Consider the following 23,468-nt stretch of genomic DNA (forward strand, 5'->3'; position numbering starts at 1 on the left):
CTCTACGAATTCTGGCTTTTTTTGTTGGGGATGAATTGGTTGCATTCAGAGCTGCGAAATGTTGAACTCTGCCTTTCTTGCTGCAAGGCTGATCTTTGCTGTTTTGAAATCAACTCCAGCCCACTGTTGATACATTTTTAAGCTGCGATTCGTCCCTAATCCGAAGGATTTAAGTTCGCCAGGATGATCATTGAAGCAACGGATTGCTGCCGGGGCATTGTCGAGGCTGCCAAGCAGTCTGTGAACACGTTTGAGTGAGCGAAGGTTGTACTTGTGCCAGTCACTGTGATCACCCCAATGAGTAGCTGAATGTTCTGCTGCGGGGTTTTCTGGCTTGTAGAGATGAAAAAGAAGCAGGCGATTTGGGGCGTAGATGTTGAAACCCGAAGTCCAAAGTCGTGCCGACATTGCAATCTCTTCCCCATAGAAGTAGAGCTCGGGGTCGTAGGGCACCTCTCTCACGATTGAGCCAGCTCCGAACAGGAAGCCTCCAGCGATAAAGGCTCCGGGGATAGGACGTTCTGGCTGTTCTTCTGGAAGCTGGAATCGGCTGATGCCTCGTAACTTGAGGATGCCGTATGAATCGAACTCACCCGCACCCATCACCGGCAATGTTGATGTTTGCAATCGACAGGGTGGTTGAAAGCCGTTGGGGTAAACACTGAGGATGGCTCGCTCATCGCTGCATTCTTTCCAGGCCTTCAGCAGCAGGTCATCCCAGTGCTCCACGGACCGCATGTGGCTGTCGATCTGAAGTAGGAAATCTTCCCCGCCGTAAAAGCTTTGGGCCTGCCGACGGGCCCAGCAGGCTCCATGACTTTCCTTTGCATCGAGCCTGACGATCTTCAGGTGTGGATGATTCGGAAATGCACTTTCTCCCCAGTGGGTTGGGTCGTCATCAGCCAGCTGCAGGCAGATGCCGAAGCGCAGGCGTTCGGGTTGTGCTGCCCTTTCGATCAGGTTGTGCAGCGTGGCCGGAAGATCCGGGTCTCGGTAAGACGCGATCTGTATGAAGATCGTGGATCTCACCAAAGGGCGGCAGCCATGCGCAGCGTCTGGCTGATGGGGCCTACATCGTGCACCCGAAGCACGGCAGTGCGCGCCTGAGCGCAGCGGCAGGCCACGGCAGCGGTCCCCCAGAGCCGCGCTTTCGGTCTGGGCTCGTCGAGCACGGCACCAATGAAGCGCTTGCGCGAAGGACCGATCAGCACCGGTTGCGGGCCCTCAGTGAGTTGTTCCAGATCCCGCAGCAGCTGGAGGTTCTGCTCGTGGGTCTTGGCAAAACCGAGACCCGGATCCCAGATGATTTGGCTTTCCAGGACGCCGGCTTGAATCGCGGCCTCACTGCGCTCCCGCAACGCCTCCTTCACATCCGCAACGACATCGGTATAGGTCGTGAGTTGATCCATGGTTTGGCTGTCACCGCGGCTGTGCATCAGCACCACCGGACAGCCCGCGTCGGAGACCACGCGCAGCAGATCGGGATCCCGCCTGCCACCGCTCACATCATTGATCCAATTGGCACCTGCCTCCAGTGCTTTGGCGGCAACTGGTGCGAGAAACGTGTCGATGGAGATCAGGGCCTCTGGGCAGTGCTGCCGGATTGCTTGGAGCGCAGGCAACAGTCGGCGTAATTCCTCCTCGGCGCCAACCTCCTCAGCCCCAGGGCGGGTGCTCTGTGCTCCCAGATCCAACACGTCAGCGCCATTGCTCAGTTGCCACTGGGCTTCGGCGAGGGCCCGTTCGCTGGCGAGGAATCGTCCTCCATCGCTGAATGAATCAGGGGTGATGTTGATAACCCCCATCACTGTTGTGCGTTGGCGCCAGCCCTGGGGCCAGTTGCCTGAATCAAGCTGCTTGGTAGTTGGCAATTCGTCCAAAGCTTTCAGGCTCCAAGGAAGCTCCCCCCACCAGAACACCGTCGATATCGCTCATTCCCATCAACTCATCAATGTTGCTGGGCTTGACGGAGCCGCCGTACTGAATCACCAGATCGGGGGATCCCACCCAGCTTCGAATCAGACCGCAGATGCGGTTGGCTTCTTCGGCAGCGCAGGTTTTGCCTGTGCCGATCGCCCAGATCGGTTCGTAGGCGACCACTAACTTCTCTGCATCGAGACCCTCGAGTCCCTGCTCGATCTGGCGGCGGATCACCCGTTCGGCTTCGCCCCGTTCTCGTTGCTCATCGCTTTCGCCAACGCAAACGATCGGAATCAGACCATTGGACTGGGATGACCTGGCCCGGTGGTTGATCTGCTCGTCGCTTTCGCTGAAGTATTTCCGGGGTTCGCTGTGGCCCACGATCGTGTGGGTCACACCATGCTCCTTGAGCATCGCTGGGGAGATCTCCCCAGTGAAGGCCCCTTGGCCTTCCCAGTGCACGTTCTGGCTTGACAGGCAGAGACGGGAGTTCTGGCTGAGTTCCGCCATGGTCGACAGCGCCGTGAAGGGTGGTGCCAGCACCAGATCACGGTCGTCTGGGGTTTCGGTAATCAGTGGCAGGAAGGCTTCCATGAATTCCCGCGACTGGGCGCAGGTCATGTGCATCTTCCAGTTGCCAGCGATCACCGGTCTGCGCACGCCTTGCTTCCCCATGGAATGTGGCAGCCAACTTACGGCCCGGTCGCGTTTTCGCCCCCGACAAAGGACTCCTCCCCTGCAAGCACAACCCGATCTCCCGGGGAAAGCTGACGTCCCCGCCGGGTTTCAACGCTTCCATTGACTTCCACTTCACCCATTTGAATGCGTTGCTTCGCTTCACCGCCGGTGGAGACCCAACCCTTCCATTTCAGGAACTGATCCAGCTTCATTGGAGAGAGTTCTGATTTCACCATTGATACTGTGCCGGGATGCTGACCCCATCCCAGGCCGGATTCCGCCGGCTGCTGCCGCTGCTTCGCCCCCACTTGCGGGAACTGCTCTGGGGGGGCTGCTGCATGGTGGTTTACGTCGGTAGCTTTCCGCTGCTCGTGCAGCTGGCCGGGGACTTGTTCCCAGCGCTGGGGTCGGGCGATCTTGCTCGCGTGTTTCAGCTGATCGGGCTGGCGTTGCTGATCTTTGCTGTTCAGAAAATCGCCCAGTTCGGTCAGGACTCTCTTCTTGCCGGGCCTGCATTGCTGGTGAGCCAGGACTTACGGCGCGATTTGTTCCGCCGCTTGCAGACCGTGGAGCTGGGAGCGCTGGAGAAGCTCTCGGCCGGTGATCTCACCTACCGCTTCACAGAAGACGCAGATCGCGTCAGCGAGGTGCTCTACAAGACCATTCACGACACGGTTCCCAGCGTGCTTCAGCTCTTTGCTGTGCTGGGGATGATGCTTTGGCTCGACTGGAAACTGACGCTGGCCATCCTGTTGCTGGCACCGGTGATCGTCTGGTTGATCAGCCTGTTTGGTGCGCGCGTTATGGCGGCCACTGAACGCAGTCAGAAAAAGGTGAGTGAACTGGCCGGTCTGCTTGGTGAGGCCATCGAAGGTTTGCCCCTGGTGCGTGCTTTTGCCGCTGAGCCTTGGCTGCAGGAGCGTTTTGAGACGGAAATCGACCAGCACCGGCAGGCTCGCCACCGCACCTACAGCCTCTTGGCGCTGCAGCATCCGGTGGTTGGCATCATCGAGGTGGTGGGTCTGTTTGCCGTATTGGCCCTCGGAGCCTGGCGGATTAAGACCGGGGACCTGAGCATTGCCGGGCTGAGCAGTTACTTGACGGGGCTGATCGTGCTGATCGATCCCATTGCCCACGTCACCAACAACTTCAACGAATTCCAGCAGGGGCAGGCGTCGCTGCGACGTCTGCGTGAGATCGAGAGAGAGCCTCAGGAGGCTGCTGATCCAGCCGAGGCGCAATCCATCGGTGCTCTCCGAGGTGATCTGGTTTTTGATCAGGTGAGCTTTGGCTATGACCCAGCCCAGCCAGTGCTGCATCAGTTCAATCTGCGGGCGGATGCCGGTCAGGTGCTGGCCATCGTTGGCCCCTCCGGTGCGGGCAAAAGCACCTTGCTGTCGCTCCTGCTGCGATTTAACACCGTTCAACAGGGTGAGATTTGTCTTGATGGCACCGACATCAGCCTGATGCGCGCCCGTGAGCTGCGTCAGCAGGTGGCCCTGGTTCCGCAGCGCACAACCGTGTTCTCCGGAACCGTTGCTGAAGCGATTCGGTTCGGGCGTCGTGCGACGGACGATGAGGTGCGCGATGCGGCTCGGTTGGCCAATGCGGATGATTTCATCCGTGCCTTCCCCCGGGGGTATGACACCCAGCTTGAGGAACGGGGAACCAACGTTTCCGGAGGACAACTGCAGCGGATCGCCATTGCCCGGGCGGTGCTTGGCAACCCAGCGCTGTTGCTGCTGGATGAAGCCACCAGTGCCCTCGATGCTGAAGCCGAGGCTGCGGTGCAACTTGGACTGAAGCAGGCGATGAAGGGACGAACGGTGTTGGTGATCGCTCACCGTCTGGCCACGGTGCAGGAAGCCGATCGAATCGTGGTTCTTGAGAAAGGTGCTGTTGTCGATCGAGGAACCCACGATGAATTGATGCAGCGTGGTGGGCGTTATCGCGAATTGTGCGAACGGCAGTTCATTCGAGATCAGCAAAAGACTTGAATCCCTCTACGATCTGGCCGCCGGCACACCGCCATCCCGGCAATAAACGATGACTGATTCTGCAGCCAACAACCCTGTCTTGACCTTTGAGGGCAAGCGCTATGACCTCAATACGCTTCCCGATGAGCTCAAGGAACTTGTGCGTGGCATGCAGGTTGCCGACGCTCAGCTGCGGATGCACGAAGACACCCTCAAGGTTCTAGCGGTGGGCCGTCAGAGCCTGGCCACACAGCTCAATGAAAGGCTCAAGTCTGTGACTCCGTTGCCTGATCAGGGTTGATCGCCCGCCAATAAAAAAGGGGGCTGTTGAGCCCCTTTTTTATTGCTCGTCGTTATGCTCAGTCGCTGAAACTGTAGCCCTTGGTGAGTTTGAACACCGTTCCGGACAGCAGGATCAAGGCCACGAGGTTCGGGAGAGCCATCAGGCCGTTCAGGGTGTCGGCGATCGACCAGATCACTCCACGGTCGCCGGCGATAGCACCAATCACCACAACAGCCACCCAAGTCAAACGAAAGGGCAGCACGGCGGACTGACCGAACAGATAGGTGGTGCAGCGCTCGCCATAGAAGCTCCAGCCGAGAATGGTTGTAAAGGCGAAGACCACCAACCCCAGGGTGACCACCACGCCGCTTCCTGCGATGCCGGTGTTGAAGGCGGTGATTGAGAGATCTGCTCCGCTCAGGTTTTCGCCTGCTGCATCGATGATCAGATTGGCTTTGGTGGTGATGATCACCAGAGCGGTCATTGTGCAGATGATCAGGGTGTCGATGAAGGTGCCCAGCATCGCCACCGTGCCTTGGCGGACGGGATCATCGGTTTTGGCAGCCGCGTGAGCGATCGGAGCGCTCCCCAGGCCTGCTTCATTGGAGAAGATGCCCCGTTTGAACCCCATCAGCACAACCTGACCGAGGGCACCACCGGCCGCAGCTTTGCCAGAGAAGGCGTTGGAGAAAATTGTGGCGAAGGCTTCAGGCACGCTCCCCAGATTTGCCAACAACACCAGAAGGCATGCAGCGATGTAGAGGATCGACATCAACGGAACAATGGTGGAGGCCGCCTGGGCGATGCGCTTGATGCCCCCGATGACGACAGCAAAAACCAGGGCCGCCAAAATCACACCGGTCGCCAGCTTCGGGATGCCGATCAGGCTCAAGGCTGACGACACCTCAAAGGCCTGAACCCCGTTGCCGATGCCGAATCCCGCCAACATGCCGAAGAGGGCAAACAGGCCAGCCATCCAGCTCCAGTCGCTTCCGAGTCCGTTGCGGATGTAATACATCGGACCACCCACGTGGTTGCCGTCTCCATCGGTTTCGCGGAACTGAACCGCGAGTACAGCTTCGGCGTACTTGGTCGCAATGCCGAAGATCGCGATGATCCACATCCAAAAGACGGCACCAGGTCCACCAACGGCAATGGCTCCAGCAACACCGGCGATGTTTCCCGTGCCAATCGTTGCCGACAACGACGTCATCAGCGCTTGAAAGGGGGTGATCTCTCCTTCGGTTTGAGATGCGGCAGGACGCAGCATCATTGAGATGCCGTAGCCCAGCCGTTGCAGCGGCATGAACCGCAGACCCACCATCAGAAGAATGCCCGTTGCGGCAATTAAAAGGACAGTGGGCCATCCCCAGACGATGCTGTTGATCGGGCTATTGATGGCCTGAATGGTCGACTCGACTCCGCCCATGCCTTTCAACAGGTTTGGGCGGATGGTCTCATAGCCGGCTTGTGCCGGCAATCAACTCAGAGTGATTCGAGATCTTCAAAGCGGAAGGTCTGGCTTCCGGTGGGTGTATCGCCATGGGCTTCGGTGGTCACGACCCGCTCGGCCAGCACCCAGGGGCCATCCCCAGGCAGGGGAGAGAAGCTGTCTTTGAAGCTGCTGCGACCGCCCCGTGCTTCTCCCGTTGCCGGGTCGGAATACTGACTGGTGTAGGTGTGACTGAGGTAGCCCGCACCCGTGTCGGTGACATCGGTGGTGTAGATCGTCACGACAGTGCCGTGGATGTGACGGTGAACCATGGTCACCACGTCATCCTTGATGCGGTATTTGTCCCCTGCTCCTTTGCCGCCGACCAGGACTTCGGTTCCGACATCGTTGGTGTCACCGGCGGTGAAGGTGTTCTCACCGTGGGTCTGCTCGAAGCTGCGACGCACGCGATGGATGGCGACTTCCCAGAGCTGGGAATTCACCGCCTTGAGGATCTCTTCGTTTTCGATCCCTTCCACCTTGGCTTTGAGATCTGCGCCGATCTCAAACTTGCCCTCGACCCGTTGATCCCCCTGCTGCCAGATGCAGCGTCCGCGGTAGCCGGGGAATCCAGGCGCCCAGGTGTAGCGGTTTTCGTAGGCGCGACGGAAGTCATCACGCAGGTCACTACCAGACTTAACGGGAACGGAGGCTGTCACAGCGGTGAGATGGCTTCTGCAACCCTACCGGTGGCCTAACGCTGCATGGCGTGAACGTCCTGCAGGGCATGGATGCTGAGCCTTGGCTGTTGCTGGAGCGCTGAGATCGCCTCCACCGCCGCGCGTGCTCCCGCGAGGGTCGTCACCGTTGGCACGGCGTAATCGAGCGCTGCTCGACGCAGGTACTTGTCGTCATGGGCAGCTTGCCGACCGATCGGTGTGTTGATCACCAGCTGCACCTGTTTGGAGCGGATCTGATCCTCGATGTTGGGGCGCCCTTCGTGCACCTTGAGCACCGATTGCACCTTCAATCCCGCGTTGGCGAGAACCTGAGCCGTGCCCGAGGTGGCCGTGACATCGAACCCGAGTTCGATCAGCCGAGCGGCGATGGGCACCAGCGCCTGCTTGTCCCTGTCGTGGGTGGAGAGGAACACCGTCCCCTGGGTGGGCAGAGCTTCTCCAGCGCCGAGTTCAGCCTTGGCATAGGCCATGCCGAAACTGTCGGCGGATCCCATCACCTCTCCCGTGGAGCGCATTTCTGGCCCCAGCACCGTGTCCGCCCCCGGGAAGCGCCGGAACGGCAGCACCGCCTCCTTGATCGACTGAAGCGGTGGCTTCGGTTCGCTGGTCATGCCGATGTCGGTCAGGGTTTCGCCCGCCATCAGTCGGGTTGCCAGGCGAGCAAGTGGTTGTCCTGTGGCCTTGGCGACGAAGGGAACAGTCCTTGAGGCGCGGGGGTTGGCTTCGATGATGTAGACGACCTCCGATCCATCAGTGTTGCGCTGCACGGCGAACTGAAGGTTGATCAGACCCCGCACCTCGAGGGTTTGCGCCAGGGAGAGACTCCAATCGCGAATCGTGTTCAGTGCCGCCTCGCCGAGGGAGACCGCCGGCAAGCAGCAGGCTGAGTCTCCGGAATGGATTCCCGCCGGTTCGATGTGCTCCATCAGACCACCGATAGTTACAGCACCGGTGTGATCGCAGAGCGCGTCCACGTCCACCTCAACGGCATTCTCGAGGTACTGGTCAATCAGCACCGGATGGTCTGGCTCCACTTGAACGGCTTCGCGCATGTAGCGGTTGAGTTCCTCTTCGTCGAACACCACCTCCATGGCTCGTCCGCCCAAGACGTAGGAGGGACGTACGACGACTGGATAGCCCACCCTCGTCGCCACGGCCCGTGCCTCCTCCTCACTGCGTGCCAATCCATTGCGGGGTTGGCGGATGTTCAGATTCCGGAGGATGGCTTCGAACTGTTCGCGGTCCTCGGCCCGGTCGATCGATTCAGGAGAGGTGCCCCAGATGCTGGTGCCGGTTGCGCGCCCCTCAGCACTATCAAGCCAGCGCAGCAGGGGAATCGCGAGTTTTAGAGGCGTTTGTCCACCGAACTGCACCACCACGCCATCGGGACGCTCCGCTTCGATCACATTGAGAACGTCCTCCAAGGTGAGCGGTTCGAAGTAGAGGCTGTCGCTGGTGTCGTAATCGGTGGACACCGTTTCCGGATTGCTGTTCACCATCACCGTGGTGATCCCTTGATCTTGCCCTGCAAAGGAGGCATGGCAGCAGCAGTAGTCGAATTCGATCCCCTGCCCGATCCTGTTGGGTCCACCGCCTAGGATCATCATCTTTCGGCCGCCTTCGCGGCGACTTACCTCAGATGAAGCGGGAAGGGGTTTGAGGGATCCGTCGGCCTGCAGGGTCTGCAAGGGACGCTCGTAGGTCGAGTAGTGATAAGGAGTGGAGGAAGCGAACTCTGCAGCGCAGGTGTCGACGGTTTTAAAGATGGCGCGAATATCGAGCTGATGACGCCGCTGACGCACCGACAATTCGTCGCTGTTGGTTTGCCACGCGATCTGTCGGTCTGAAAAACCCAGCTGCTTTGCTTCAAACAGGCTTTCGGCATCCAGCTGCTCCAGGCTTTTGCCCTTGATCAGCCTTGCCTCTGCGTCAATGATGCGTCGCAGTTTGGCCAGGAACCAGGGGTCAATTCTGCTGATCCGATGAATCTCCTCATCACTGCGTCCGCGCACCATCGCCGTACGCACGCTGAGGATGCGCTCTGGAGAGGGGGTCCTCAACTGGCGATCCAGCTCGCCATCGGTGAGTTCCGGTTCCTCCCGGTCGCCTCCCCATCCCGAGAATCCCGTTTCCAGGGAGCGCACAGCTTTCTGGAAGGACTCTTCGAAGCAACGGCCGATGGCCATTGCTTCGCCCACTGATTTCATCGAGGTGGTGAGTACGGCCGGACTGCCTCGGAATTTTTCGAAGGCGAAGCGCGGGATTTTGGTGACGACGTAATCAATGGTCGGCTCGAAGCAGGCAGGCGTCTTGCCGGTGATGTCGTTGAGGATTTCGTCGAGGGTGTAGCCGACGGCGAGGCGTGCGGCAATCTTGGCGATCGGGAATCCGGTGGCCTTGCTAGCCAAGGCCGAGGATCGACTCACCCTGGGATTCATCTCAATCACCACAACATTGCCGTTGTCGGGATTAATCGCGAATTGGATGTTGCTGCCGCCCGTTGCGACACCGATTTCGCGAATGATGGCGATTGATTGGTCGCGAAGTCGCTGGTATTCCCGGTCGGTGAGGGTCTGGGCCGGAGCCACCGTGATCGAATCCCCCGTATGCACCCCCATGGGGTCGAGGTTTTCGATGCTGCAGACGATCACGACGTTATCCGCCAGATCACGCATCACTTCAAGCTCGAATTCCTTCCAGCCAAGGAGCGATTGCTCGATCAGAATCTGAGAAACCGGACTCGCCTCAAGTCCGCTCTTGCAGATTGCTGCGTATTCCTCGGGGTTGTAGGCAATGCCGCCGCCACTTCCCCCCAGGGTGAAGGCAGGTCGGATGATCCGGGGAAAACTGCCGATCGCGGCCCCAACGGCCTCTGCTTCCTCTTGGGTTGAGGCAATCCCTGAAGGGCAGACCTTGACGCCGATGCGCTCCATCGCCTGCTTGAACAGCAGACGGTCTTCTGCTTTCTGGATCGCCTTGAGGTCGGCACCGATCAACTCGACGCCGAAGCGTTCCAGGGTGCCGTTTTCCGCCAGGGTGACTGCCAGATTTAGGGCGGTCTGTCCACCCATGGTGGGAAGCAGAGCATCCGGGCGCTCCTTTTCGATGACCCGGGTGACGACATCCGGCGTGAGCGGCTCGATGTAAGTCCGATCAGCCATCTCCGGGTCGGTCATGATCGACGCCGGGTTGGAGTTGATCAGAATGACTTCATATCCCTCGGCTCTAAGGGCTTTGCAGGCCTGGGTTCCTGAGTAATCGAACTCGCAGGCTTGGCCGATCACAATCGGACCAGATCCCACTAAAAGAATGCGACGCAGGTCAGACCGCCTCGGCATGGGAAATCGTCCTTGGCCAAACAGTTCAAGCCTCTCACGCGGCCTTGCCCCGACCGCGGGACTTGGCCTCGCTACGGTGAGTGCAGATCAGCACCAGAGTTGCAATGAGTGAGCTCCAGCGCCTGAAGGGGCTGCTGCCACCGGAAATGCAGAGCTGGGTGTTTGTGGAATCAGCTGCTGCAGTCGATCCTCCATTGATCACCCTGGAAGAGATCGGGCGGGATGAAGTGGAGATCCAGGTGGATCTCGATGAATGGGATGCCCTCGCGCTGGACCATCGCAATCTCTTGTTCTGGCACGAGGTTGGCCGCATTCAGAACGACACGATTCCTCGGGATGGTTGGGAGATGGCGGCTCTCGCCATCGGCCTCGGGGGAGCCATCGGTGAATTGTGGGTTCAGGACGGCCTGCTGCTGATGATGGCCCTTGGCCTTTCCGGATTCGCGGGCTACAGGCTGTACCTGAAGAACAATTCTGAAAAGCGTCTTCAAGACGCCATCAGCGCTGATGAGCGCGCGATTGACCTGGCCTGCCGGTTTGGTTACAGCGTGCCCAATGCCTACCGCAGTTTGGGGGGAGCGCTGAAGGACTTGGTCGAGAAGACCCGCAAGAAGCGCCGCCGCAGCTACTACGAAGACCGTCTTGAGGCCCTGCGCAAGAGCGCCAGCAAGGCCAGAGCTGAAATGGCCCAACAGGAGGGCTCACGTAGTTCCGTCACCAGTGAGAATGTTTATGGATAGCGAGAAGCTTGCTGAGTTGGTGGCAGACGCCTGCGATGACCGCAAGGCCACTGATATCCGACTAATCCGCGTTGATGAAGTCTCCAGCCTTGCCGATTGGATGGTCATCGCCGGTGGTCAGTCCGATGTTCAGGTGCGTGCCATTGCACGGTCTGTTGAAGACCGCTTGGAGACGGAGGCAGACCTGCTTCCTTTGCGGAAGGAAGGGCTGAATGAGGGGCGCTGGGCTCTTCTGGACTACGGCGACGTCATCGTTCATGTGCTGATGCCCGATGAGCGCGGCTACTACGACCTTGAGGCGTTTTGGAGTCACGGTGAAAGCCGAACCTTCTTACCGTCGGATAACTAGCCGCTTGCCCCATGCCAGAAGCGGTGTCCTGCCCCGTTCCGCCGGAGCAGCGGCCACTTGAAGAGTTTCAGCAGCTCTGCGAGTCATGGTTCTTTTCTTGGCCAGCGGGGCAAGCTCCTCGCCTGACTCAACGCCTTGCCGGCTTCTGGCTGCTGATACTTCCGGTCTGCAGCTTGATTGCCAGTGGGAGTTGGACCTTGAAGCAGGATCCGCCCAGGCTCTTGGCCTCAGCCGCTGTTGCAGCTCTTGTGCTCCCCCTGCTGCTACTGGTTCGGCAATGGCTTGGATGGACTTACGTCATGCAGAGGCTTCTGCGTGAATCCGTCGACTACGAGGAATCCGGCTGGTACGACGGGCAGACTTGGGAAAAGCCGCTGTCCTGGCGGGAACGGGATCTTCTTGTGGCCCGGCATGAGGTTCGCCCGATCCTTGGTCGTCTGGGACGAGCCATGGCCACATCGGCGGGTTTGATGCTGGCCGGTGCCAGTCTCTGTCAGGCTCTCTGAACAAATCGGGGTGTCCGATGACTTTGCCCTCGGGCTTCAGCCCTGCAGCCCGATCCGCCTCAGCCCCCCTTGAGGTCTGTCTGCGGCGTGGATCGATTACGGAATCGGTGCATCGCGTTCATGCGGTGGTTTGTGATGGCCGAGGACGGGTGTTGATGTCGGCAGGAAACCCCGGGCAGGAAAGTTTCATTCGTTCGGCTCTTAAACCCTTTCAGGCTCTGCCGTTTCTTAGCAGTGGAACCGCCGACCAACTGGATGTAGATGAACGGGGCATCGCCATCAGCTGCGCGTCCCATGCGGGTACCAATGCCCACGCCCGGGAAGCCTTCAGATTGCTCTGGAAAGCAGAGTTGGACAGCTCCTCACTTCAATGTCCAGTTCCCAATGGGGCTGATAGCCCGCTGCAGCACAATTGTTCTGGTAAGCACGCTGCCTTCCTGGCCACCAGTCGAAAGATGGGCTGGCCGATCGAGACCTATCTCCAGCAGGACCATCCGCTGCAGGTTGAAGTGAACCGCCGGGTCGCTGAACTGATCGGTCTACCTGCTGAGGAATTGGTTGCAGAACGGGATGACTGTGGTGCTCCCACCCTGGTGTTGCAGTTCGCTCAGATGGCCTTGCTCTATGCCCACCTAGGCGCTTCACAGAATGCTGAATTCGAGCAGATCAGTCGAGCGATGCTGAGTCATCCCGATCTGGTGGCCGGCGAGGGTCGTTTTGACACCGAGCTGATGAGGCGCAGCCATGGTCAGGTCTTGAGCAAAGGTGGTGCAGAGGGTATTCAATGCCTCAGCCGCGTTGGTGAGGGTCTTGGAGTAGCCATCAAGGTGGAAGACGGCTCCCGTCGTGCCAAGCAAGCGGTTGCTCTGCATTTGTTGCGTCAACTGGAGTGGCTCACACCGATGGGGCTCGATGAGCTCGATGAGCAGGTACTGGTCGTGAACCCGACCGTCAAGCTCAGAGTGTCCGGTGCCTTGCAGTCGTGACTTTGCTGTCACGTGCGACACCGACATGTATGATTTTCAGGTCGTCGCGGGGTAGAGCAGTCTGGTAGCTCGTCGGGCTCATAACCCGAAGGTCGGGAGTTCAAATCTCCCCCCCGCCACCAACTCTGATTGAATAAGAGATCTCCCTAACGGGAGATTTTTTTTTGCTTGTCGTACCTCTATGAGCAGTCGCTCCATGAACTGCGATGGCCCTTGGGACGCCATTGTTGTTGGCTCGGGAGCGAGTGGCGGCGTGGCCGCCATGACCTTGTCTGAAGCAGGAGCGCGCGTGCTTGTGGTGGAGGCAGGACCTGACCTCAACAGCACGCAAGCCTTCGGGTCTGAACCAGGAAATCTGCTGCGGCGGATCGTGGGCCTGATCAGCGGCAGCCACCGCCTGCAGTCCCAGCATCCCGGCTACTGGAAAGCCAACCCTCGTCTGTATGCCGACGAGCGTCTGCATCCCTACGAGCACCCGGCGGAACAGCCGTTTCTGTGGACGCGAGGTTTGCAGGTTGGCGGCCGCAGCCTCACATGGGGTGGCATCACCCTGCGTCTCTCGGATGAGGATCTGGCTGGTGTGGATGTGGAGGGTGAACAGGTCAGTTGGCCTTTGCGCAGCGGTGAGCTGACTTCTCACTACGCCGAACTGGAGCGCTGGCTAGGAGTTCATGGTGGGCGCGATGGTTTGAATCATCTGCCGGATGGCGAAACGCAACCGGCTCTGGCGGCGACGCCGGCGGAAGAGCGTTTTGCTGAAGCTGTAAGGCAACGGTTGGGTTATCCCGTGATTCCCTCAAGGGGGTTTGGTCCGGCGCCACAGGGAGAGGATCCCGCCTGGCCTCGTTCCAGCAGTCGCGGCAGCAGCCTTCCCCGCGCCATGGCCACAGGACGCACACAGCTGCTTTCTGCGCATTTGGTGGAGCATCTGTTGATGGATGCAGGCGGAGACAAAGCCATTGGTGTGGTTGCCGTTGACCAATCCAACGGCAACCGCAGGGAGTTGAAGGCGGATCTCGTGGTCTTGGCTGCTTCCACGATCCAGACCGTGTCCATCCTGTTGCGTTCCCGTCGTGGGGAACAGAGCAACGGTTTGGACGACCCTTCAGGACGACTTGGAACACGCTTGATGGACCATGTGTCCACATCGCAGTTTTTTGCCTTCCCCGAGCCTGTTCAGGGCGATCAGCCCATGCTCACGGGGGCTGGAAGTTTTTTTGTTCCCTTTGGCCGACACCTGCCATCGGCTGATTTTCAGGGCGGCTATGGCCTCTGGGGTGGCATTGGACGGTTTGATCCGCCGCGGTGGTTGCGGCGTCGCCCTTCAACCATCACAGGGTTCCTCATTGGTCATGGCGAAGTTCTACCCAGGGCTGACAACAGGGTGACCCTGAGTGAGCGCATGGACCGCTGGGGCGTGCGTGTCCCCTCGATTGCCTGCCGTTGGAGCGGCAATGAATTGGCAATGGTGGGGCACATGCGCGCTTCAATTCAGGCCTGCATTACCGCCGCCGGAGGCGAAGCCAAATCGATCAAAGACCTCTTCCACCTGCCCTTGGTTGAGCCTTTCCTGGAGGGAGCTGTTGCGCTATCGGACGGTGCAGCCCCCCCTGGCTACTACATCCACGAGGTGGGAGGGGCTGCGATGGGGGGAAGTGAGACCAGCAGCGTTGTTGATTCCTCTAACCGTCTTTGGCGAGCTCCCAACGTTCTTGTGGTGGATGGCGCCTGTTGGCCGACGTCGGCTTGGCAGAGCCCAACCCTAACGATGATGGCCCTGAGCCGTCGGGCCTGTCTGATGGCCCTCAGTGGTCGGGGCGGATGAACAGATCGTCGAGATAGCGCTCGGTAACGGCGCGGTCGTCACAGCCGTTCTGAAACAGAAAGTGGGCGAGAGCAGAACTCATCACGCGGTATTGGTCCCAGGTGGGGTTCTCCCCGAGGAAATCCTTCATGCCTCGATAGAGCACCTCGGGGATTTCCGTTTCCAGGCTCACGTAGCTGGCTTTTGAAGCAGTACCGCGCTCAGTGGTCCCCTTTTCATGGCATCGCTCAAGGTGATTTCGATTCATTCCTTCCGGCTTGTCCCTGTCCAACGCCAACTATGAAAGCCACATAACCGGCGCTTGCGTCAAAGCCGTCCACTTTTGTTGAATTGCAGGTGAGACGAGATGAGACGGCAGTCTGTGACTGGGTCTGAGTGCATGAGCAATGACGAAATGCGGTTGGCCTAGGTCGGATAGGAAGTCTGTCAACCCAGTGGCACGATTCCCTCAGAAATTCACAGGTTGACCGTCACAGCCGGCGGGCCAACTTCTGCCTGTGGAAAACGACGTTGTTTTTTGTGGAAAAAGAGGGTGGACCCTGGCGAAGCAATTTCGATAAGAAAGCCTGATCTTTGCTTCGTCGCTGCAGTCGCTTTCGAGAACCGTGTCATTGGTCACTGGGAAACCGTTTCCCTTAAGGGATATGGACTCAATCTTTAGGAGTGTCGCTTCTGCGTTGCAGCGTTACCGGCCCAAGGGGGTGATCGGAATGGGGATAGGGCGGGTGATGGTGCGCATGGCTGTGGTCTGACCCATGGCTTTGGTCTGAAGGGTGGCCGTGGTCATGGGCAATCGGGATGCCGTCGGGTTGGCAGGCACCCGTGCACTCCAGTTCGCAGAGCGTGCAGCTTTCCGCAAGTCCTTCCACATGGTGGTGGTGGCTTTCCTGAGCACGTCCCACGTCCTGTTCGAAACCCAGCACCTGGGCGCGGTACTTGCAAAGTGAGCAGTTCATGGCGGTGTCCCCCCGCAACACCTCTTCGACCCGTTCTTTGAAGGTGTCCACCACCAAGGTGTGGTCGCCTAGATAGCCCGCAGAGAGAAACTCCACCTCGGGATGATCGGCAGCCACCAGCTCGGTGTGTTGGCGGATTCGGCTCACCAGAACCCCTGAAAAGAGGAAATAGGGCACGACCACCACACGGCGGAAGCCCAGCTTTACGGCGTGACGAAGCCCCGGTTCCACCAAGGGGAAGGTCACGCCCGAGTACACCGTTTCTCCCCAGCCAAAGCCAAACCCCTCCACCAACAGCCGCGTCACCTTGGCCACGTTGGAGTTGGCGTCTGGATCCGAGGAACCTCGACCCACCACCACCAGCAGGGTTTCGGCCAGTGGAACGTCGTGCTTCGCCGCATCCAGGCACTCCTGAACGCGGGCTCCGGCGGCCGATACCATCAACCGGTCCACCCCCAGCTCCCGGCCGTAATCGATCGGTAAACCCGTTTCGGCCGTGTAGGTGTTCAGGACAGAGGGGATGTCGTTCTTGGCATGCCCTGCAGCGAAAAGCATGGCTGGAATGGCCAGCACCTTGGTGACGCCTTTTTGCCTGAGCGCTTCAAGGCCATCGCGAAGGATGGGGCGGGCGAATTCCAGGTAGCCGTGCTCCACCGGCATGGGGGCGAGCCGAGGTCGCAGGGCGTCCACCATCTGTGCGAATTCTTCGACGGCCAATCGGTTGCGACTGCCGTGGCCGCAGATCAGAACGCCAAGGCGCTCGTTGCTGTTTTCCGCGTGCTGTTCGGCCAAAAGGTCGCTCTGCTGTTCCAATGGTTTGACGATATCGGTCGCATCGCAATGGATTCAGACCGTCCCGTTTTCTTCAATGCGCAGGCGGCTGATGCAAGGCGATCCGGTCTGGTTTCCCCTCGACCAGAGGAGTTGGCAGCTTTGGTTCAGAACTGGACTGGCCCCCGGCCGCTGCGTCTCTGTGGTGGTGGGACTACGTCGCGGGCCGCCGTGGCCGATCACTGGACCCTGGATCTTCAAACCCACTTCCAACGTTTGGAGTGGCAGCCCGCGGATCAGTCGGTCTGGATTGGAGGGGGCTGCCGCATGGGAGGGGTGCTGGAGGCCTTGCTTCCCTACGGCCGAACCGTGGCTGCTGGTTTGTCGGGTCTGCCTGGGCTTGGCTATGTGCTCACGGGCGGCATGGGGCCGCTGAGCCGGCAGGTGGGGCTCGCGGTTGATCAAGTACTTGAGATCCATGGGGTCTGGGGCGATGGCAGCCCCTTTGCGCTGTCTCGGGCCGCCGATGCTGGTTCGCTGGAGTGGCGGAGCCTATGTGGTGCAGCGCCGTTTTTGGGGGTGGTGAGCGAGCTGCGCATGAGTACCCAGCCGCTGGTGCCGCTTTGGGTGGAGCAGTGCGTGGTGTCTCCGAATCAACTGCCTGAGTTCATGCTTCAGGCGGAAGCGGCCGACGCCAGCGCCAGCCTGCAGTGGCACTGGGAGAGCGCTGAGGTGGTGCAGTTGCTCCGGATTGCTGATGCTCCATGGGCTGGTGCGCAGAAGATCGATGGGTTGCATCAGCTCCCGCCGCTGCGGGGATTGGCTCCAATGCCTCCCCGCTCTCACACGGAGGTGGTTGGCTTGTTGGGGCCAGCAGCGGCTGAGCTCTGGGGGCCTTTGATGCCGGATTTATGCCGTTTGCTGCAGCACCGTCCTCATCCGATCTGCAGCCTGGCCTGTCAGCAGCTTGGGGCGGCGACGCAACAGGTTGCGGTGGAGGCCAGCTCATTTGTGCACCGCAACGCCGAGTGGAAACCATGGATCACGGCCGCGTGGACGCCCGGGGATGCCCCTGGCCAAAGGCGCAGCCTCGCTTGGTTGGAGGAGGTCTGGCAGATTCTCCAGCCGGCCTGCCCTGGTGTGCATCTGGCGCAGTTTCACGACCATCTGCCCTTCCATCACAAGGAGTTGGAAGCAGCGTTCGGCCCCTGGTTGCTCGAGTTGCGAAAGCTGAAACAGCGCTTGGATCCAGCAGGCACCCTGCCGACGCTCTGATTTACGGTCGCCGATAACCGGCATCCATTGATGGCCAAACGATTCAGCCCAACCCTGGTGAATCAGTGGTTGGCCAACCCCAGCAAAGACCTGCTTTCGGGTCTGGTGGTGGCTTTCGCGATGATTCCCGAGGCCATTGCCTTTTCGGGGATCGCTGGGGTTGATCCCAAGGTGGGCCTGTTCGGAGCGTTCTGCCTGTCGTTGACCATCGCCGTCGTGGGTGGTCGCATGGCCATGATCACCTCAGCCACCGGCTCTACGGCCCTTTTGATGACAGGGCTTGTGGCCACCGGTGAAGCCAGGGGGCCAGGCCTGGGTGTCCAGTACTTGATGGTGGCCGGGCTCGTGACGGGTCTACTGCAGATCCTCTGGGGTTATCTGCGTCTTGCCTATCAGATGCGCTTTGTTCCTCAAGGGGTGCTGAGCGGCTTCGTCAATGCGCTTGCCTTGCTTATTTTTCAGGCCCAGCTGCCCCAGCTCGGTCTCAATCTTCATGCTGGAGATGTTGACCATGGGGCCTCGTCGTTGCTCCCCCATGGCGGCCAGATCCCCGTCGTCTGGGGCTTGGTCCTGCTGGGTCTGGTGATCATCTATGGCCTTCCCCGGCTGACCCGGGTGGTGCCTTCACAGCTGGTGGCCATCATTGTTCTGACCGCCATCAGTGTGGGATTCAGCTTCGACATCCCCACGGTCAGCAGTCTCGGCACCCTTCCGGCAGGGCTTCCCTCCTTCAGCCTTCCCTTCGGTGAAAGCGGTGTTCCCTTCAGCTTGGACACCCTTGGCTTGGTGCTCCCCACAGCCTTGGCCATCTCCCTGGTGGGTCTGATGGAAACCTTCCTGACCCAGGACATCCTCGACGACAAGACCGATACCACCACCAATAAAAACGTTGAGGCCAGGGGGCAAGGCATCGCCAATATCGTCGCGTCCCTGTTCGGTGGCATGGCCGGCTGTGCCCTGGTGGGTCAGTCCGTGATGAATGTGGACAACGGCGGTCGCACGCGGCTCTCAACCCTGTTCTCGGGGGTGAGCCTGCTGGCGATGATCCTGCTGGCAGGGCCCTGGCTCAAGCAAATTCCGATGGCGGCCCTGGTGGCCGTGATGATCAGCATCGCTGTCAGCACCGCTGACATCAACGGTCTGCGCAATCTGCGTCGCATCCCCAAGAGCGACACCTCGGTGATGTTGATGACCTTTGCCGTCACGATGCTCACCACCCCTCACAACCTCGCCCTTGGCGTGTTGGCTGGCGTGGCACTGGCAGGAATTCTGTTCAGCCGCAAGGTGGCCAAGGTGATTCAGGTGGAGGCTGTCGAGATCGGTGATCAGGAGCGGTTGTACCGCGTGCAGGGGCAGCTGTTTTTTGTGAGCAAGGTGTATTTCCTTCAGGGATTTGATCTTCACGACCATCCAGAGCGCATCACGATTGATCTCTCCCAAGCCCATATTTGGGACCAGAGCGGCGTGGCTGCGTTGGATCAGCTCATCCGCAAATACCGCAGCGGTGGATCTGTTGTCAGCGTGATTGGTCTGAACGAGGAAAGCCTTGATCTGTTCGAGCGGATCGGCGGTCAGGAATCAGCCCATGCATGAGCCTCAGCTTGGTTGGCATGACAGGCACTGAGGTCTTGGCGCATCGCCATGAGCCGCTGCTGAATCTGCACGTCATCAGGGTTGATCGCCATGTACTGCTCGGTGACATCGTTGCCGATACTCATTAATAGGCAAAGGGTCTGAACATCACGTCCGGCTCGTTGTTGAGCACTCTCTAGAAGAAAACTCAACAGAGCCATCTTGTTGTTGTAACTGCCACGGTCTTGTTCTTCCCATGCGACAGCACCGGGAGCAGTGGTTCCAGCGATCAGTCCGGCCAAAAGGCAGGCCCAGACCCTCATTGCACCATTGTTGATTGCCGTGAACGTAGATCGGACGTGATGGCTTTGCTCGGGATCTGGGACAATCCCACCCGATTCGTACCAACGCTGATGTTCCGATCCAGTTCGCGTGTTCTGATCGTTGCGTTGGCCGGGTTGTCCTCTTTGCTTGCGTCCTGCGCGTCACTGGACAGTGCGGCTGGATCGCGTCTTGATCTGGTCAAAGCGCGTGGAGAGTTGCTTTGTGGGGTGAGCGGCAAGATTCCAGGCTTCAGTTTTCTCAGCCCTGATGGGCGTTACACCGGCCTGGATGTCGACATCTGCCGTGCCATGGCTGCTGCTTTTGTTGGTGATGCTGAGAAGGTTCAGTACCGGCCTCTAACCGCGCCTGAGCGGTTCACGGCCTTGCGATCGGGCGAGATCGATCTGTTGTCCCGCAACACCACCCACACCCTCAGCCGCGATGCGGTGGGGGGCAACGGGTTGCGCTTTGGGCCTGTGGTGTTCCATGACGGACAGGGCCTGATGGTGAATGCCACCAGCGGAGTGCGTGTGCTGGCTGATTTGAGTGGTAAGTCCATTTGCGTGGGATCGGGCACCACGACCGAGCAAAACCTCAACGATGCCTTCGCTTCCCAGGGGCTTCCTTACACACCAATCAAATACCAAGACCTCAATCAGGTGGTTGGCGGCTACCTCCAGGGGCGCTGCGAAGCCATGACGTCTGATCGGTCGCAACTGGCTGCGGCACGCTCAGGTTTCAGTGATCCCCAGGCGCATCTGATCCTTGATGACCGGATTAGCAAGGAGCCCTTGGCTCCAGCTGTGGTGGGGGGGGACCAGCCCATGGGTGATGCCATGACTTGGGTGGTCAACGCCCTGATCGAAGCCGAGGAACGGGGCATCACCCAAGGGAATGTGGATGCGGTGGTGAAGCAAGCCGCAGCCGATCCCTCCCAAACCGCTCTGCGGCGCTTCTTGGGTGTGGATCCAGGCCTGGGCCGAAAACTCGGACTGGCCGATGACTTTGTCGTTCAAATGATCCGTGCCACCGGCAATTACGGCGAGATCTACAACCGCCATCTCGGACCGGACAGTGCTGTGGCGATTCCAAGGGGGGCGAACCGCCTGGGCGGTGAAGGTGGTTTGATGATTTCCCCACCGTTCACCTGATGCGGCAGCGTCGTCTTCTGGTTCAGGTTGGTGTCGCCGCCGTTCTGATCGGCCTTCTGGCTCTGTTGGTCAACAATCTGGCCGTCAATCTGATCCGGACGGGCTTGGGGCTGGGTTTTGGCTGGCTGGGTCGACCCGCTGGTTTTGCACTGGCGGAAACAGCTCTCCCCTATGCCCCATCCGATAGCTACCTCTGGGCCTTGACCATCGGTTGGCTTAACAGCCTGAAGGTGATCGCAGCTGGTCTGGTGTTGGCCACCGTCCTGGGTGTGGCTGCTGGTGCAGCCCGCAGCAGCAATAACCGTTTGCTGAGCAGCCTGGCTGGGGGCTACGTGGCGTTGATTCGTCAGATTCCTCTGCTCCTGCAGTTGCTGTTCTGGTATTTCGTTGCCTTCCTTGGCCTTCCGTCGGTGCCGATCGGTGGGTTGATCCGGCTTTCGAATCAGGGCATTCAGTTGTTAGGCCTGAATCTCAGCGTTGAATTTTGTGCGGTTCTTGTCGGGCTCACGGTGTTCACGGGTGCGTCGATTGCAGAGATCGTGCGCGGTGGCATCAACGCTGTGCCAAGGGGCCAGTGGGAGGCCTTTCGCAGCCTTGGACTTGGGGAAGGGCTAGGGCTGCGTCGGATTGTGTTGCCCCAGGCGCTTCCGGCGATTCTTCCTGCGCTCACGAGCCAATACCTCAATCTCGCGAAGAACAGCACCCTGGCGATTGCCGTGGGCTACGCCGATCTCTACGCCGTCAGTGACACCACCATCACCCAAACCGGCCGCGCCATTGAAGGCTTCCTGCTGCTGCTGCTCAGCTTTCTGCTGCTGAATTTGTTGATCAGCGGCGGCATGGCTGCCTTCAACCGTGCCGTTCTGGGCCGTCTCAACAGGAGCCGTTGATGAACCGTTGGTTGGATCGTGGGATCACCCTGCTACTGCTGGCTCTGCTCGGATGGGCTGGCTGGTCAATGCTGCATTGGCTGCTGTTTGGGGCTGACTGGTCTGTGGTGACCACAAATCTGCCGCTGTATGCCGTGGGCAGTTTTCCAGCGGATCAACGCTGGCGACCGCTGCTGTGGATGGCTGCACTGATCACGCTCACGCTGCTGACCCTCGTCGGTCCAAAGCATGGCTGGCTTCGCCGTTGGTTGCCGTTGTTCTGGATCGTGATGGCACCGCTGGGTCTCTGGTTTTTGGCCGGAGGTTTGGGCTTGCTGCCGGTGGGCACGCGCAGTTGGGGTGGTCTGACGCTCACGCTGCTGCTTACGGGAGGCAGTGGTGCTTTGGCGCTTCCGTTGGGGATCCTCCTAGCCCTCGGCCGGCGCAGTGATCTGCCAGTGATGCGTTGGATCAGCGCTGCTTACATCGAGCTGATGCGGGCTGTGCCGTTGATTGCGGTTCTGTTTTTCGGACAACTACTGATTCCGTTGTTCCTGCCGCCAGGGCTTGAGATCAATCGGGTTCTGCGGGCGCTTGTGGCTTTCGCTTTGTTTGCAGCGGCATACATCGCAGAGGATGTGCGCGGTGGACTGCAGGCGATTCCGCCCACCCAGCGGGAAGCTGCAGCCGTGCTGGGGCTGTCGCCACGTCAATCGCTGCAATTGGTGGTGCTGCCGCAGGCACTGCGGGTTGCGCTTCCTTCGCTCACCAACCAGGCGGTGGGTTTGCTGCAAAACACAAGCCTGATGGCCATTCTGGGTTTGGTGGAATTACTGGGCATCAGCCGCAGCCTGTTGGCGAATCCAGCTTTCATCGGCCGCTATCTGGAGGTCTATCTCTGGCTTGCTGCGGTTTACTGGCTGGCGTGTACGGCCATGGCGCTACTGGCCCGCCACCTGGAAGTTCAGCTTGACCCTGCCCGCTCCGCCTCATGACTGTTGCCATTCGTGCCACTGATCTGGTCAAGAGCTATTCCCAAGGGGTTCGAGCTCTCGATGGCGTCACCCTTGAGGTGAACAGCGGCGAAGTGCTTGTGGTGATGGGCCCTTCTGGGTCCGGTAAGAGCACGCTGATCCGTACCTTCAATGGTCTGGAAACGCTGGACGGCGGTGCTCTTGATGTGCTCGGGGTTTCCTTGGATGCCACCCATGGTGAACGTCAGGTGCGGGCGATTCGCAAGCGCGTGGGGATGGTGTTTCAGCAGTTCAACCTGTTTCCTCACCTTTCCATTCTCGACAACATCACCCTTGCTCCGATCAAGGTGCAACAGCGTGCCAAGGCGTCTGCCGAGGAGCGGGCGATGGAGCTTCTTGATCAGATGGGGATTCGCGAGCAGGCCTACAAGTACCCGGCGCAGCTCAGTGGTGGTCAGCAGCAGCGGGTGGCAATCGCCCGGGCTCTGGCGTTGGATCCTGAGGTGATGCTGTTCGACGAGCCCACCAGCGCCTTGGATCCGGAGCGGGTGAAGGAAGTGTTGGATGCGATGCGTCAGTTGGCCAAAGGCGGCATGACGATGGTGGTTGTCACCCACGAACTGAGCTTTGCCCGTGAGGTGGCGGATCGGGTGATGTTCATGGATCTGGGCCAGGTGGTGGAGACCTCCGATCCAGAGACGTTCTTCAGCAATGCCAGGGAAGAACGCAGCCGCAGGTTCCTTAATCAGATGCAGCACTAAACGGCTTGCACAGCCTCGTGCATTGCTTCAGGCCGACTGTCG

The 23,468-nt window shown here is 59.7% G+C and carries 23 protein-coding genes and 1 tRNA gene; 14 read left to right on the plus strand and 10 right to left on the minus strand.

From position 1 onward, the window contains the following. Nucleotides 1–45 precede the first annotated feature (45 nt). Genes FZX09_RS00800 through FZX09_RS00815 form a run of 4 tightly spaced genes read right to left on the minus strand, consistent with a single transcriptional unit; the run spans nucleotide 46 to nucleotide 2,810 of the window. On the minus strand, nucleotides 46–1,029 hold the full coding sequence (locus tag FZX09_RS00800) for a GlcNAc-transferase family protein (RefSeq protein WP_226399199.1): 984 nt from the start codon (nucleotides 1,027–1,029) through the stop codon (nucleotides 46–48). Then, nucleotides 1,026–1,871: a dihydropteroate synthase gene (folP, locus tag FZX09_RS00805; protein ID WP_226399200.1), complete on the minus strand. Its 846-nt coding sequence runs from the start codon at nucleotides 1,869–1,871 to the stop codon at nucleotides 1,026–1,028. Before folP ends, FZX09_RS00800 begins: the two co-directional genes overlap by 4 nt. Beyond that, the gene (tpiA, locus tag FZX09_RS00810; RefSeq protein WP_226400302.1) at nucleotides 1,849–2,580 is read right to left on the minus strand and encodes a triose-phosphate isomerase; all 732 of its coding nucleotides are present in this window, start codon (nucleotides 2,578–2,580) and stop codon (nucleotides 1,849–1,851) included. The genes folP and tpiA overlap by 23 nt, the downstream gene beginning before the upstream one ends. Nucleotides 2,581–2,612: 32 nt before the next feature. Continuing rightward, nucleotides 2,613–2,810 (minus strand): RNA-binding S4 domain-containing protein, encoded by a 198-nt coding sequence (locus tag FZX09_RS00815; RefSeq protein WP_226400304.1) that lies wholly within the window; start codon nucleotides 2,808–2,810, stop codon nucleotides 2,613–2,615. Between the two features lie 39 nt (nucleotides 2,811–2,849). Between FZX09_RS00815 and FZX09_RS00820 the strand changes: the two genes are divergently transcribed. Both FZX09_RS00820 and FZX09_RS00825 read left to right on the plus strand, forming a co-directional pair. Beyond that, nucleotides 2,850–4,595, plus strand: a complete 1,746-nt coding sequence (locus tag FZX09_RS00820; RefSeq protein WP_226399201.1) for an ABC transporter ATP-binding protein — start codon at nucleotides 2,850–2,852, stop codon at nucleotides 4,593–4,595. Between the two features lie 49 nt (nucleotides 4,596–4,644). Further along, complete coding sequence (locus tag FZX09_RS00825; RefSeq protein WP_114987892.1) at nucleotides 4,645–4,875, plus strand: DUF6447 family protein; 231 nt, start codon at nucleotides 4,645–4,647, stop codon at nucleotides 4,873–4,875. Between the two features lie 58 nt (nucleotides 4,876–4,933). On the opposite strand, the gene FZX09_RS00830 is transcribed toward FZX09_RS00825, so the two are convergent. Genes FZX09_RS00830 through carB form a run of 3 tightly spaced genes read right to left on the minus strand, consistent with a single transcriptional unit; the run spans nucleotide 4,934 to nucleotide 10,367 of the window. Then, entirely contained in the window at nucleotides 4,934–6,286 is a 1,353-nt protein-coding gene (locus FZX09_RS00830) for a sodium:alanine symporter family protein (RefSeq protein ID WP_226399202.1), read from the minus strand. 56 nt (nucleotides 6,287–6,342) lie between these two features. Continuing rightward, complete coding sequence (locus FZX09_RS00835) at nucleotides 6,343–7,008, minus strand: DUF3386 domain-containing protein (RefSeq protein WP_226399203.1); 666 nt, start codon at nucleotides 7,006–7,008, stop codon at nucleotides 6,343–6,345. 35 nt (nucleotides 7,009–7,043) lie between these two features. Then, complete coding sequence (gene carB, locus FZX09_RS00840; RefSeq protein ID WP_226399204.1) at nucleotides 7,044–10,367, minus strand: carbamoyl-phosphate synthase large subunit; 3,324 nt, start codon at nucleotides 10,365–10,367, stop codon at nucleotides 7,044–7,046. A 104-nt stretch (nucleotides 10,368–10,471) separates the two neighbouring features. Here carB and FZX09_RS00845 point away from each other — a divergent pair, with 104 nt between their 5' ends. The 6 genes from FZX09_RS00845 to FZX09_RS00870 all read left to right on the plus strand — a co-directional run bounded on the left by FZX09_RS00845 (nucleotide 10,472) and on the right by FZX09_RS00870 (nucleotide 14,773). Further along, a complete protein-coding gene (locus FZX09_RS00845) occupies nucleotides 10,472–11,107 on the plus strand; it encodes a DUF3318 domain-containing protein (protein WP_226399205.1) in 636 nt (211 codons plus the stop codon). Continuing rightward, complete coding sequence (rsfS, locus tag FZX09_RS00850) at nucleotides 11,100–11,456, plus strand: ribosome silencing factor (RefSeq protein WP_226399206.1); 357 nt, start codon at nucleotides 11,100–11,102, stop codon at nucleotides 11,454–11,456. Before FZX09_RS00845 ends, rsfS begins: the two co-directional genes overlap by 8 nt. Before the next feature lie 11 nt (nucleotides 11,457–11,467). Beyond that, nucleotides 11,468–11,962 (plus strand): CGLD27 family protein, encoded by a 495-nt coding sequence (locus FZX09_RS00855; protein ID WP_226399207.1) that lies wholly within the window; start codon nucleotides 11,468–11,470, stop codon nucleotides 11,960–11,962. Between the two features lie 17 nt (nucleotides 11,963–11,979). Further along, nucleotides 11,980–12,948 carry an asparaginase gene (locus FZX09_RS00860; RefSeq protein ID WP_226399208.1) on the plus strand — a complete coding sequence of 323 codons (969 nt, stop codon included), beginning with the start codon at nucleotides 11,980–11,982 and terminating at the stop codon, nucleotides 12,946–12,948. Between the two features lie 45 nt (nucleotides 12,949–12,993). Continuing rightward, nucleotides 12,994–13,070, plus strand: a tRNA-Met gene (locus FZX09_RS00865). 59 nt (nucleotides 13,071–13,129) lie between these two features. Further along, nucleotides 13,130–14,773, plus strand: coding sequence for a GMC oxidoreductase (locus tag FZX09_RS00870; RefSeq protein ID WP_226399209.1), 1,644 nt, complete (start codon nucleotides 13,130–13,132; stop codon nucleotides 14,771–14,773). Here the strand turns inward: FZX09_RS00870 and FZX09_RS00875 are convergent. Both FZX09_RS00875 and FZX09_RS00880 read right to left on the minus strand, forming a co-directional pair. Next, entirely contained in the window at nucleotides 14,754–15,020 is a 267-nt protein-coding gene (locus FZX09_RS00875; protein WP_226399210.1) for a DUF2811 domain-containing protein, read from the minus strand. The two genes, FZX09_RS00870 and FZX09_RS00875, sit on opposite strands and share 20 nt — an antisense overlap. Before the next feature lie 403 nt (nucleotides 15,021–15,423). Beyond that, a complete protein-coding gene (locus FZX09_RS00880) occupies nucleotides 15,424–16,521 on the minus strand; it encodes a sirohydrochlorin chelatase (protein WP_226399211.1) in 1,098 nt (365 codons plus the stop codon). Here FZX09_RS00880 and FZX09_RS00885 point away from each other — a divergent pair. Both FZX09_RS00885 and FZX09_RS00890 read left to right on the plus strand, forming a co-directional pair. Next, nucleotides 16,462–17,775: an FAD-binding protein gene (locus FZX09_RS00885; RefSeq protein ID WP_226399212.1), complete on the plus strand. Its 1,314-nt coding sequence runs from the start codon at nucleotides 16,462–16,464 to the stop codon at nucleotides 17,773–17,775. The genes FZX09_RS00880 and FZX09_RS00885 overlap by 60 nt on opposite strands. Nucleotides 17,776–17,805: 30 nt before the next feature. After that, entirely contained in the window at nucleotides 17,806–19,368 is a 1,563-nt protein-coding gene (locus FZX09_RS00890) for a SulP family inorganic anion transporter (protein ID WP_226399213.1), read from the plus strand. On the opposite strand, the gene FZX09_RS00895 is transcribed toward FZX09_RS00890, so the two are convergent. Beyond that, nucleotides 19,347–19,670, minus strand: coding sequence for a hypothetical protein (locus FZX09_RS00895; protein ID WP_226399214.1), 324 nt, complete (start codon nucleotides 19,668–19,670; stop codon nucleotides 19,347–19,349). The two genes, FZX09_RS00890 and FZX09_RS00895, sit on opposite strands and share 22 nt — an antisense overlap. Nucleotides 19,671–19,760: 90 nt before the next feature. Here FZX09_RS00895 and FZX09_RS00900 point away from each other — a divergent pair, with 90 nt between their 5' ends. From FZX09_RS00900 to FZX09_RS00915, 4 genes are read left to right on the plus strand one after another with little or no spacing between them, the layout of a single operon-like run. Further along, nucleotides 19,761–20,822: an amino acid ABC transporter substrate-binding protein gene (locus tag FZX09_RS00900; RefSeq protein ID WP_226399215.1), complete on the plus strand. Its 1,062-nt coding sequence runs from the start codon at nucleotides 19,761–19,763 to the stop codon at nucleotides 20,820–20,822. Further along, a complete protein-coding gene (locus FZX09_RS00905; protein WP_226399216.1) occupies nucleotides 20,822–21,712 on the plus strand; it encodes an ABC transporter permease subunit in 891 nt (296 codons plus the stop codon). Before FZX09_RS00900 ends, FZX09_RS00905 begins: the two co-directional genes overlap by 1 nt. Next, complete coding sequence (locus FZX09_RS00910; RefSeq protein WP_226399217.1) at nucleotides 21,712–22,686, plus strand: amino acid ABC transporter permease; 975 nt, start codon at nucleotides 21,712–21,714, stop codon at nucleotides 22,684–22,686. Before FZX09_RS00905 ends, FZX09_RS00910 begins: the two co-directional genes overlap by 1 nt. Next, nucleotides 22,683–23,426: an amino acid ABC transporter ATP-binding protein gene (locus FZX09_RS00915; protein ID WP_226399218.1), complete on the plus strand. Its 744-nt coding sequence runs from the start codon at nucleotides 22,683–22,685 to the stop codon at nucleotides 23,424–23,426. Before FZX09_RS00910 ends, FZX09_RS00915 begins: the two co-directional genes overlap by 4 nt. Nucleotides 23,427–23,468 lie beyond the last annotated feature (42 nt).

This window comes from Synechococcus sp. MU1643 (genome assembly GCF_020514095.1).
In the GTDB taxonomy this organism is placed as follows: Bacteria; Cyanobacteriota; Cyanobacteriia; order PCC-6307; family Cyanobiaceae; genus Parasynechococcus.

What these genes read in the sequence shown, in the direction of transcription:
- FZX09_RS00870 (WP_226399209.1), top strand. Translation starts at nt 13,130, where the DNA reads ATGAGCAGTCGCTCCATGAACTGCGATGGCCCTTGGGACGCCATTGTT.
- FZX09_RS00820 (WP_226399201.1), top strand. Translation starts at nt 2,850, where the DNA reads ATGCTGACCCCATCCCAGGCCGGATTCCGCCGGCTGCTGCCGCTGCTT.
- FZX09_RS00890 (WP_226399213.1), top strand. Translation starts at nt 17,806, where the DNA reads ATGGCCAAACGATTCAGCCCAACCCTGGTGAATCAGTGGTTGGCCAAC.
- FZX09_RS00815 (WP_226400304.1), bottom strand. Translation starts at nt 2,810, where the DNA reads ATGAAGCTGGATCAGTTCCTGAAATGGAAGGGTTGGGTCTCCACCGGC.
- carB (WP_226399204.1), bottom strand. Translation starts at nt 10,367, where the DNA reads ATGCCGAGGCGGTCTGACCTGCGTCGCATTCTTTTAGTGGGATCTGGT.
- FZX09_RS00895 (WP_226399214.1), bottom strand. Translation starts at nt 19,670, where the DNA reads ATGAGGGTCTGGGCCTGCCTTTTGGCCGGACTGATCGCTGGAACCACT.
- FZX09_RS00825 (WP_114987892.1), top strand. Translation starts at nt 4,645, where the DNA reads ATGACTGATTCTGCAGCCAACAACCCTGTCTTGACCTTTGAGGGCAAG.
- FZX09_RS00905 (WP_226399216.1), top strand. Translation starts at nt 20,822, where the DNA reads ATGCGGCAGCGTCGTCTTCTGGTTCAGGTTGGTGTCGCCGCCGTTCTG.
- FZX09_RS00900 (WP_226399215.1), top strand. Translation starts at nt 19,761, where the DNA reads ATGTTCCGATCCAGTTCGCGTGTTCTGATCGTTGCGTTGGCCGGGTTG.
- rsfS (WP_226399206.1), top strand. Translation starts at nt 11,100, where the DNA reads ATGGATAGCGAGAAGCTTGCTGAGTTGGTGGCAGACGCCTGCGATGAC.
- FZX09_RS00875 (WP_226399210.1), bottom strand. Translation starts at nt 15,020, where the DNA reads ATGAATCGAAATCACCTTGAGCGATGCCATGAAAAGGGGACCACTGAG.
- FZX09_RS00845 (WP_226399205.1), top strand. Translation starts at nt 10,472, where the DNA reads ATGAGTGAGCTCCAGCGCCTGAAGGGGCTGCTGCCACCGGAAATGCAG.
- FZX09_RS00910 (WP_226399217.1), top strand. Translation starts at nt 21,712, where the DNA reads ATGAACCGTTGGTTGGATCGTGGGATCACCCTGCTACTGCTGGCTCTG.
- FZX09_RS00860 (WP_226399208.1), top strand. Translation starts at nt 11,980, where the DNA reads ATGACTTTGCCCTCGGGCTTCAGCCCTGCAGCCCGATCCGCCTCAGCC.
- FZX09_RS00855 (WP_226399207.1), top strand. Translation starts at nt 11,468, where the DNA reads ATGCCAGAAGCGGTGTCCTGCCCCGTTCCGCCGGAGCAGCGGCCACTT.
- FZX09_RS00915 (WP_226399218.1), top strand. Translation starts at nt 22,683, where the DNA reads ATGACTGTTGCCATTCGTGCCACTGATCTGGTCAAGAGCTATTCCCAA.
- FZX09_RS00830 (WP_226399202.1), bottom strand. Translation starts at nt 6,286, where the DNA reads ATGGGCGGAGTCGAGTCGACCATTCAGGCCATCAATAGCCCGATCAAC.